The sequence below is a fragment of the Methylobacterium sp. WL8 genome (genome assembly GCF_008040045.1).
Taxonomy (GTDB): Bacteria; Pseudomonadota; Alphaproteobacteria; order Rhizobiales; family Beijerinckiaceae; genus Methylobacterium; species Methylobacterium cerastii.
In genome coordinates this window covers 1-4,329 of the sequence record NZ_VRVF01000148.1, presented here as the reverse complement: position 1 = coordinate 4,329, position 4,329 = coordinate 1, and the positions used below count along the sequence as shown (strand labels likewise).

Genomic DNA, 4,329 nt, shown 5'->3' with positions numbered 1-4,329 from the left:
CCAGTGCCGGCGCAGATGACCATCGATTATATCCGGGCCTATGCGAGCGCGCCGACTGCCTCGGCTCCAACAGACACGTTCCACTTCCGCGACGCGAGCACGGGCGACGACCTCTACACGACGAGCATGAGCGAACGAGACTACATCGCACAGAACCTGCCCTCCTACACCGACGAGGGCGTGGCCTGGATGGCGCCGGCGGCGAGCGCGGGCACGATGGACGTGTTCCGCTTCGTCGATACGCGGACGGGCGAGCACTTCTATACGGCGAGCACCGCCGAGCGCGACCACATCGACGCGATGTTGCCTAGCTTCCATGACGAGGGCGTAGCGTTCCAAGCCTACGCCGATCCGGCGCTGGCCGGGGCCGACGCGCTGACGGTGCAGCGCTTCCTCGACACTGCAACCGGCGAGCATCATTACACCGCGGGCGACGCCGAGACCGCGGCCTTCGAGCTGGCTCACGCGGGCGCAAATTGGGTGCACGAAGGGCTGGCCTTCACAGTCCATGCTCCCGTGAACGGCACGTTGGACTATTAGCTGTGTAGTCCCGGTGTGCGGGGGGCTCAGCGAAATTGATGCCACCGCACCACGGGACTGCACCGCATGCGAACGCTTTATCAGTTCCTGACCGACCTGAAGGACTGCAGGCGCGACCGAATTAGGTCGAATTTGGAGCGGTCGCTTCAGAATGAAAGGCCTGGGTCGGCTGTTCACCCTTCTCAGACTTTGCCGCAAGCAGCAGTAGCTACCTATATAAAATGAGTTTTTCTTTAATATCTAATATTGCCCCTACTCTGTGATAGATAATCCACACAGTAATTTTTCTATAAAAGTGACATAAGGCGAGTAGAGCAACAGAGTGCGTCAGTCGCGCGAATTCAATGTTTACGAGGCTCTTCGATCGAGATCTGCGCGCCTTCAGGCTGCGCAATTGTGCAGCGAATGGGCCTTATCGCGCCCTTCATAATCGTGAGCCGTAAAAAGATGATGGCGAGGCATAACGGTTCGGCAGAACTCACGAGCGCCTTGACGTCCTGCCGAACGGCGTTCGTCGGCGTTGCGCTCATGAGCGGTCTGGTGAACGTCCTGTACCTCACCGGCTCGTTCTTCATGCTGGAGGTCTACGACCGGGTGATCCCGAGCCGATCGGTGCCGACGCTGATCGGGCTGATGGCGCTGGCGCTGGCGCTGTACGCGTTCCAGGGCGCGCTGGAGGCGATCCGCTCGCGCATCCTGGCTCGCATCGGGGCGTCGCTCGACGAGGCGCTGTCGGGGCGGGTGTTCGACGTGGTGGTGCGCGCGCCGCTCAAGGCCGCGGTGCCCGGCGACGGCTTGCTGCCGCTGCGCGACCTGGACCAGATCCGCGCGTTCTTGTCGGGCACCGGCCCGTCGGCGTTCTTCGACCTACCGTGGCTGCCGATCTATCTCGGCGTCTGCTTCCTGTTCCATCCCCTGATCGGGGTCGCCGCACTGGGTGGCGCCGTGTTCCTCGCCGGCGTCACCTGGCTGACCGACCGCGCCACCCGAAAGCCCGCCCGGGCCGCCACCGGCCACGGTCAGCGCCGCAACGGCCTGGCGGAGTCCGGGCGGCGCAACGCCGAGGTGTTGGCCGCGCTCGGCATGCAGGGACGCTTCCGGACGCGGTGGGCCTTGGCCAACCGCGACTACATGGATGCGCAGCAGCGCACGGCGGACGTCGCCGGCGGCTTGGGCGCCGTGTCCAAGGTGTTCCGCATGGCGTTGCAATCGGGTGTGCTGGCGCTCGGTGCCTGGCTCGTCATCCAGGGCCAGGCCACCGCCGGCATCATCATCGCGAGCTCGATCCTGGTGTCACGCGCGCTGGCGCCTGCGGAGCTCGCCATCGCCAACTGGAAGGGCTTCGTCCAGGCGCGTCAGAGCTGGGCCCGCCTCTCGGACCTGCTCGTGCGTATCCCGGACGGGGCGGCCCGCCACGCCCTGCCGGCACCCATGCGCACCCTGTCGGTGGAGGCGGTCGCGATCGCCCCGCCGGGCGCGCAGCGCGTGGTGGTCAGCGAGGTCAGCTTCGCCCTCAGCGCCGGGCAGGGGCTCGGTGTGATCGGCCCCTCGGCGTCCGGAAAGTCGAGCCTGGTGCGCGCGCTGATCGGCGTGTGGCCGCCCGTTCGCGGCAAGGTGCGCCTCGACGGGGCGGCCCTCGACCAGTGGGACCCGGCAGAGCTCGGTCCCCATCTCGGCTACCTGCCGCAGGAGGCGGAGCTGTTTGCCGGCACGATCGGCGAGAACATCGCTCGCTTCGATCCGGACGCGGCCCCCGAGGCGGTGATCGCAGCGGCGCACGCGGCCGGCATCCACGAGATGGTGCTGCGCCTGCCCGAGGGCTACGACACCTGGGTCGGCGAGGGTGGGGCGGGGCTGTCGTCCGGGCAGCGCCAACGCGTCGGGCTGGCGCGGGCGTTGTACCGGGACCCGTTCCTGGTGATCCTCGACGAGCCCAACGCCAACCTCGACGCCGAGGGCGAGAACGCGCTGACGCGGGCGATCCTTGGGGTGCGGGCGCGCGGCGGCATCTGCATCGTCGTGGCGCACCGCCCCTCGGCACTGGCGGCGCTGGACCTCGTGCTGATGATGGCCGACGGACGCGCCCAGGCTTTCGGCCCGAAAGACGAGGTGTTCAAGCGCGTGCTGCGCGCCGCCCCCGACCCGAGCCAACCGAGTTCGTCTCAGGGTTACGTGCCGGCGATCCCGTCGCAGGCCCCTGCGCCGCACGCCTTGCAGGAAAGCGCCTGATCATGACCGACCCGGTGATCGTCTCGGCGGCCCCCGCGCCGTCCGTCCTGCGTCCGCGTGCCAAAGCCTCGATCCGCCGCCACCTGGCGCTGAGCTTGGCGCTCGGCACCGTGCTGGTGGTCGGCGTCGGCGGCTGGGCCGCGCTCACCGAGATTGCCGGCGCGGTGATCGCCCCCGGCCAGCTCGTGGTCGAATCCGACGTGAAAAAGGTGCAGCATCCCACCGGCGGCGTGGTCGGAGAGCTGCTCGTGCGCGAGGGCGATCGGGTCAAGGCTGGCGATGTCCTGATCCGGCTGGACGCGACGCAAGTGCGAGCCAACCTCGACATCGTGCTGAAGGCGCTGGACGAGCTGAGCGCCCGCTGCGCTCGCGAGGAAGCCGAGCGCGACGACGCCAAGACGATCGCTTTCCCCGTCGATTTGCTGACGCACCCGACGGCCGACCCGTCGGTCGTCCGCCTCATCGACGGCGAGACGCGGCTGTTCACGGCTCGCCGCGCCAGCCGCGCCGGGCAGAAGGCGCAGCTCGCCGAGCGCATCGCGCAGCTGCGCGAGGAGATCGGCGGCCTGACCCAGCAGGCCGCCGCCAAGGAACGCGAGACGGCGCTGATCCTCACCGAGCTGAAGGGCGTGCGCGAACTCTACGGCAAGAACCTCGTGCCGCTGACGCGGGTCACCGCGTTGGAGCGGGAGACCGCGAGGCTTCAGGGCGAGCGCGGGCAGCTCGTCGCTCAGACTGCCTCGGCGCGCGGCAAGATCACCGAGACCGAACTGCAGATCCTGCAAATCGATGGTGACATGCGCACCGAGGTGGGTAAGGACCTGGCCGAGATACGCGGCAAGGCGTCGGAACTCCGCGAGAAGCGCATCGCGGCCGAGGACCAGCTCAAGCGCATCGACCTGCGCAGCCCGCAGGACGGCACCGTACACCAGATGACGGTCCACACCGTCGGCGGCCTGGTCACGCCGTCCGAGCCCGCGATGCTGATCGTGCCCTGGGCCGACCAGCTCGCCGTCGAGGTCCGGATCCAGCCCCAGGATATCGACAGCGTGCGCCAAGGCCAAAGCGCGGTGCTACGCCTCCCCGCCTTCAACAGCCGCACCACGCCCGAAATCGCCGGCACCGTCTCCCGCGTCTCGGCCGACGTCTCGACCGATCCCAAGACGGGCCAGAGCTACTACACCGCCCGCATCCTCGTGCCCGAGGCCGAGCGCGCGCGGCTCGGCGCCGTCCGCCTCATCCCCGGCATGCCGGTCGAAGCGTTCCTCCAGATCGGCGAACGCTCCGTCCTGAGCTACCTCGTCAAACCCCTAACCGATCAGATCGCGAAATCCTGGCGTGAAAAGTAATACAGTAGGCTCAGATGGCCAAAGGGCGAGCCGCCTGTCGATAGTTTTGAAAGCCCAACAGTGGATTGAACTCAGGCTAGACAACAATTCGCAGAGAAATTTTTTGATTCAAATAGATAATTTTTCCATTTTTACAAAATATTTCATCGTAACAATCGACATCGCCCTATATATCCCAAGTTTGTTGTAATATATTAGGAATTACTAGTGT

Annotated in this window: 3 protein-coding genes and 1 pseudogene; 3 read left to right on the top strand and 1 reads right to left on the bottom strand. The window is 66.6% G+C overall.

Going from position 1 to position 4,329, the window contains the following annotated elements:
• Positions 1-540, top strand: a pseudogene (locus FV234_RS25300) (glycoside hydrolase family 16 protein); the annotation flags it as partial.
• A gap of 341 nt (positions 541-881) precedes the next feature.
• Here the strand turns inward: FV234_RS25300 and FV234_RS26415 are convergent.
• Positions 882-1,070, bottom strand: a complete 189-nt coding sequence (locus FV234_RS26415) for a hypothetical protein (protein ID WP_187273806.1) — start codon at positions 1,068-1,070, stop codon at positions 882-884.
• Here FV234_RS26415 and FV234_RS25295 point away from each other — a divergent pair.
• Together FV234_RS25295 and FV234_RS25290 are read left to right on the top strand one after the other, a co-directional pair.
• Positions 1,069-2,769 carry a type I secretion system permease/ATPase gene (locus FV234_RS25295; RefSeq protein ID WP_246686308.1) on the top strand — a complete coding sequence of 567 codons (1,701 nt, stop codon included), beginning with the start codon at positions 1,069-1,071 and terminating at the stop codon, positions 2,767-2,769. The two genes, FV234_RS26415 and FV234_RS25295, sit on opposite strands and share 2 nt — an antisense overlap.
• A gap of 2 nt (positions 2,770-2,771) precedes the next feature.
• The gene (locus FV234_RS25290) at positions 2,772-4,118 is read left to right on the top strand and encodes an HlyD family type I secretion periplasmic adaptor subunit (RefSeq protein WP_147832375.1); all 1,347 of its coding nucleotides are present in this window, start codon (positions 2,772-2,774) and stop codon (positions 4,116-4,118) included.
• The last annotated feature ends 211 nt before the right edge of the window (positions 4,119-4,329 follow it).

Coding starts and splice junctions, on each gene's coding strand:
- FV234_RS25295 (WP_246686308.1), top strand. CDS start 1,069: ATGAGCGGTCTGGTGAACGTCCTGTACCTCACCGGCTCGTTCTTCATG.
- FV234_RS26415 (WP_187273806.1), bottom strand. CDS start 1,070: ATGAGCGCAACGCCGACGAACGCCGTTCGGCAGGACGTCAAGGCGCTC.
- FV234_RS25290 (WP_147832375.1), top strand. CDS start 2,772: ATGACCGACCCGGTGATCGTCTCGGCGGCCCCCGCGCCGTCCGTCCTG.